General features: G+C 36.1%; 3 protein-coding genes and 1 pseudogene. All 4 read left to right on the forward strand.

Annotated elements, in window-relative coordinates:
* The coding region (locus Q5O73_RS09695) for a GGGtGRT protein (protein ID WP_302669580.1) at positions 1–146 on the forward strand (146 nt) is incomplete at its 5' end.
* A 286-nt stretch (positions 147–432) separates the two neighbouring features.
* Positions 433–3,147: a cellulase family glycosylhydrolase gene (locus Q5O73_RS09700; protein ID WP_302669578.1), complete on the forward strand. Its 2,715-nt coding sequence runs from the start codon at positions 433–435 to the stop codon at positions 3,145–3,147.
* Between the two features lie 223 nt (positions 3,148–3,370).
* A complete protein-coding gene (locus Q5O73_RS09705; protein ID WP_302669579.1) occupies positions 3,371–5,764 on the forward strand; it encodes a N,N'-diacetylchitobiose phosphorylase in 2,394 nt (797 codons plus the stop codon).
* Between the two features lie 24 nt (positions 5,765–5,788).
* A pseudogene (locus Q5O73_RS09710) lies at positions 5,789–6,114 on the forward strand (phosphoglucomutase/phosphomannomutase family protein); the annotation flags it as partial.

The following is a 6,114-nucleotide window of genomic DNA, read 5'->3' on the forward strand; positions in this document are numbered from 1 at the left end:
CAGATGCTCAGTTCGCAGGTTCTTCATCAGTTCCGGCTCACGTTGAAATGATGGGACTTATCGGAATGGGTAACAACCCAATGGTTGGTGCTACAGTTGCTGTTGCTGTTTCCGTACAGCAGGCTGCTGATGAAGGCAAATTTTAATTAAAACTTTGATTTTATAAGGAATTTAGAGACTCTTGTAGATTTTGACAGGAGTCTCTTTTTTGTGCCTACAAGTCAATACCGCGTAAAAGTCTACGAGAAGTCTACAGAATTTTATTTTATAAAGTATAGACTTCAATAAAATTAATTCGATGCAATCTAAAATTTAGGTATGTATTTTTTAGTGTACTCATAAAATAAAATCGTTTCATCTAAAATATGAATCATTGTTAGGGATAATCCTTAGTTGTAAAATTAACGTAACAGATTTTACAAGGAGTAATTTATGAGACGTTTAAAAAGAATGGGAAGAAAATTTGTCAGTGCAGCTCTTGCTTTGACAATGACACTAGGACTGGTAGCTACGGGAAATATTGCAAACATTACACAGGTGAAGGCAGCATCAGCCCTTGAATCAAATGATTTTTTAAAGGTAAACGGAACGCAAATAAGAAAATCAAAGGGAAGTGGCGATGTTGTATATTTGCGTGGAACCAACGCAGGTGGATGGCTTGTTCAGGAAAACTGGATGAATCCCACTAATGCATCAGATCAAAGAACAATGATGGACACTTTAGCTAACAGATTTGGTTCTTCAAAGAGAGATGAACTGGTAGCAACATATGAAGACAATTACTGGACAACACAGGATTTTGATAATTGTGCTGAAATGGGTATGAGTGTTATCAGACTACCTTTTACATATATGAATTTATGTGATGATAATGGTAATTTAAAGTCTAATGCCTTTGATAGATTGGATTGGTTTGTAAGTAACTGTAGTTCAAGAGGAATGTATGTAATACTGGATATGCACGGAGCATTTGGTTCGCAAAATGGTATGGATCATTCCGGTGAGGTAAATGATGGTACGCAGTTATATTACAATCAAAGCAATAAAAATAAAACATTGAATTTGTGGAAAAGCATAGCTGAACATTTTAAGGGAAATCCTGCTGTAGCAGCTTATGATATTTTAAATGAACCGGGAATCAAAGCGGCTGCAACATATAGTCTTCAGTGGGACTTTTACAATGAGATATATAACGCAATACGTTCAAAAGATTCAGATCATATTATTATAATGGAATCATGTTGGGATGCAGATAATCTTCCGAGACCATCACAGTACGGATGGACAAATGTTGCATATGAATACCATTATTATCCATGGAATGCACAAAACAGCAGTTCCGCCCAGCAATCGTATTTTTCAGGAAAAGTTTCTGATATTTCAAGTCACAATTATGGTGTACCAACTTTTGTAGGAGAATTTACGTGTTTTGAACAGGAACAGGGTTGGAAGACTGCTATGTCTATATTTAACAGCCAGGGATGGCATTGGACAACATGGTCTTACAAGGTTACCGGAAACAGTTCATGGGGTATTTATAATCATAGTCCGCAATCAGTTGACATATATAATGATTCAGCGGATACCATTAAAAATAAATGGTCAGCTGTAGGAACTTCATCAGCATGGAAAAACAATATGATATATAATGTTGTGAAGGAATATTTACCGGGTAAGGTTTCATCTACAGGGGGAAGCAGTTCATCAGATAATAATTCATCAGACAGTAGCACATCAGGTGTTGCAACATTTTATGAACATTCAAATTATGGAGGCTGGTCTGTATCATTAGGTGAAGGCTCACATAATTATAGTGACATAATATCAGCCGGAATTAAGAATGATGCAATTTCATCTATTAGAGTATCGTCGGGATATAAGGTAACAATATATAATGATGCAGATTTTAAAGGTGACAAAAAGGAATTTACCTCAGATGCATCATATGTAGGTGATGATTTAAATGACAAGACTTCGTCTATAAAAATAGAAAAAATTGGAAGCTCTAATATGTCATCATATTCTACTGCCAACCTTTCAAATGGCAAATACAGTATCAAATCAATAGCAAATGAAAAGTATGTTGTTGCGGAAAATGGTGGAAGCGACCCACTTATGGCTAACAGAGACAGTTACAGCGGAGCATGGGGAACATTCTTTATTGAGAATAATGGTGATGGAACAGTTAATATTAAAGCTGAAGCAAATAACAAATATGTATGTGCTGTTTTAGATGAAGAAAACCAGCTCACTTCAAGGAGTGACAGCCCAAGTACATGGGAAAAATTCCGAATATACAAAATTAAAGATGGAGAATATGGAATTAGAAGTGCTGAAAATGGCAAATACGTTAAGTCAGACTTAGATAATGGTGGAAAATTAATTGCAGGAAGTGACTCAATAGCAGGAGCATGGGAGGCATTTGTAATTGAAAAGGTAGGAGATTCAACTTCCAATGCGTCATCTAATGCAAAGGCAACTTTCTGTGAGCATTCAGATTATGGTGGATGGTCAGTTTCATTAGGCGAAGGAAAATATGATTATAGTGCCATGATTGCAGCGGGAATTAAAAACGACCAGATTTCATCAGTTAAAGTTCCTGACGGATATAGAGTAATATTATATAATGATGCAGGATTTTCAGGAGGGGCTAAAACGCTTTTACAGGATGCATCAGGACTGGGAGACTTTAACGACAAAACATCATCTATAATTATTGAAAAAGTTGACAGAGTTAATTTTAATAACGCAGATACATATATTACATCAATTGCCAATGGAAAAGTTGTTTGTGCTGAAAACGGAGGTAGTGATACTATTGTAGCTAACCGTTCATCATGTGGTGGAGCATGGGAATCATTCCAAATAGTTACAAATGACGATGGAACAGTATCCTTAAGATCAGTTTCTAATGGAAAATATGTGTGTGCTGTAATTGATGAGAAATGTCAGCTATTACCAAGAAGTGATAGCATAGGAACATGGGAAAAGTTCATTATTGAAAAAATATCCGATGGTGAATATGCATTATATTCCATAGCTAACGGTAAGTATGTTCAGGCTAATCTAAATGATGGTGGAAAGTTATATGCTATAAGTGATACTGTTGCAGGAGCATGGGAAGCATTTAAGATTAACAAACTTTAACAAAATGTATATGTAGTTTAAATTACAAAAGGGACACCTCAATAATGGTGTCTCTTTTTATTTTGCAAAGTTTTCAATTACATCTTAAAAATTTTATATGTAAAAAGGCATTAATTCGCCAAATTTAGAAAAGTAATAAACAACCCCAGTCATTCTTTTTATTTCTATTCATGTTTATAATGAACAGTGAAAAGGAAATCTTACAAGAAAAATGGAGGAGTATATGAGATACGGACATTTTGACAATGAGAAAAAAGAGTATGTTATAGATAATGTAGCATTACCTGCATCATGGACTAATTATCTCGGAGTAAAAGATACATGTGTCGTTATAAATCATACGGCGGGCGGATATATGTTTTACAAATCGCCGGAATATCACAGGGTTACAAGATTTAGGGGAAATGCAGTTCCAATGGACAGACCGGGACATTATGTATATATAAGGGATAATGACAATGGAGACTATTTTAGTATTTCATGGCAGCCGGTAGGGAAGCCTCTTGATAAGGCACAGTACAAATGCCGTCACGGACTTTCTTATACCATATATGAGTGTCTTTACGACAAAATAAAAGCAAGTCAGAGAATGACGGTTCCCATGGATGATGATGTAGAATTATGGGATGTTGTAATAAAAAATACTGATGATAAGCCAAGAAACCTAAGCATTTTTTCATACTGTGAATTTTCATTCCATCATATTATGATTGATAATCAGAATTTCCAAATGAGTTTGTATTGCGCAGGTTCATCCTACGAGGATGAAGTTATAGAGCATGATTTGTTCTATGAAGAGTTTGGGTATCAGTATTTCACATCAAATTTTGAGCCGGATGGATTTGATTGTTTAAGGGATAAATTCATCGGTTTGTATCATACAGAAGACAATCCTATAGCAGTTGTTAATGGAAAATGCAGTGGCTCTTTTGAAAAGGGAAACAACCATTGTGGTTCTTTACAAAAAAATATCATTCTTGAGCCGGGCGAAGAAATACGTTTAGTATTTATGCTGGGAGAAGGTAATAGAGAAAAAGGAAAAGAAATAAGGGAAAAATATTCTAACTTTGAAAATGTGGATAATTCATATAAGCAGTTAGAAGAATATTGGGCAGATAAAATGTCCCGTCTTCAGATTAATACACCAAACGAAGGCATGAATACCATGATTAATATCTGGAATTTATATCAGTCTGAAGTTAACATTATGTTTTCAAGATTTGCTTCCTTTATTGAGTTAGGCGGAAGAACAGGATTAGGATACAGGGATACGGCACAGGATTCCATGACTATTCCTCATTCAAATCCGGAAAAATGTAAAGAAAGAATTCTACAGCTTCTAAACGGACTGGTATCAGAGGGCTATGGATTACATTTATTCTCCCCGGAATGGTTTGAAAAGAAAGAGGAAAAGAAAAAGCCTTTCAAATCACCAACGGTTATTTCGGGAATTAATAAAAAAGACATTATTCACGGTATAGAAGATGCATGTTCAGATGATGCATTATGGTTGATACCATCTATAGTTGAATATATAAAGGAAACAGGAGATTTAGCCTTTGCTGACAGGGAAGTTGATTATGCAGATAAAGGAAGAGACCGTGTATATGACCATATGAAGAGTATACTTGATTTTTCTGACAGAGAAGTAGGAAAGACCGGTGTGTGTAAGGGGCTTAGGGCTGACTGGAATGACTGTCTTAATTTAGGCGGTGGAGAAAGTGCAATGGTTTCATTCCTTCATTATTGGGCAATTAACAGCTTTTTAGAGTTGGCAGGATATTTAGGAAGAGATGATGACGTAGAAAAGTATACAGCCATGGCATGTAAGGTTAAAAAAGTATGCGAAACACAGCTTTGGGACGGAGACTGGTATATAAGAGGAATAACAAAGAATCTTAAGAAAATCGGAACAAAGAATGATGTGGAAGGAAAGGTTCATTTGGAAAGTAATGCCTGGGCAGTTTTATCAGGAGCTTCTGATTATGAACGGGGCATAAAGGCAATGGACAGTGTTCACAAGTACCTTGCAACAAAATACGGAATTATGCTTAACGCACCATCATATACAGTTCCGGATGATGACATTGGATTTGTTACACGAGTATATCCGGGAGTAAAGGAGAATGGTTCTATATTCTCTCATCCAAATCCATGGGCATGGGCTGCTGAATGTGTCCTCGGACGTGGTGACCGTGCAATGGAATACTACAATTCACTTTGTCCGTATAACCAGAATGATATGATTGAAATCAGGGAATCAGAGCCTTATTCCTACTGTCAGTTTATTATGGGGAAGGATCACACAGCCTTTGGCCGTGCAAGACATCCGTTTATGACGGGTTCCGGCGGATGGTCGTATTTCTCGGCAACAAGATATATGCTGGGTATCAGACCTGATTTTGACAAACTGGAAATCAATCCATGTATACCGGCAGACTGGAAGCAATTTTCTGCAGTAAGAAAATGGAGAGGAGCTACTTATAATATCACAGTACTTAATCCTGATGCTGTTATGAAAGGAGTTAAGGAAATAAAGGTAAATGGTGAAATTGTTCCTGAAATAAAGGTATTACCGGAAGGAACCGTAAATGAAATAGAAGTGGTTTTAGGATAAAAGTTATAAGAAAGGAAGGAAACTATGATTAAGTTTGGAACCGGTGGATGGAGAGCAGTTATTGGTGATGAATTTATCAAATCTAACATTCAGTTATTAGCAAAGGCTATGTGCAACAAAATGAAGGCTGAAAATAAGACAGGTAAAGGAATTATAATTGGTTATGACAAAAGGTTTTTGTCAAAGGAAGCAATGCAGTGGATGGGACAGGTATTTGCAGCTGAAGGTATTGAAACTTTACTTGTAAATAAATCAGCACCAACACCTCTTCTTATGTTTTATGTAGAAAAGCATGAATTGCCTTACGGAATGATGGTTACTGCAAGTCATAACCCTGCAATTTACAATGG

The sequence above is a fragment of the Eubacterium sp. AF15-50 genome, from assembly GCF_934835595.1.
Taxonomy (GTDB): Bacteria; Bacillota; Clostridia; order Lachnospirales; family Lachnospiraceae; genus Eubacterium_G; species Eubacterium_G segne.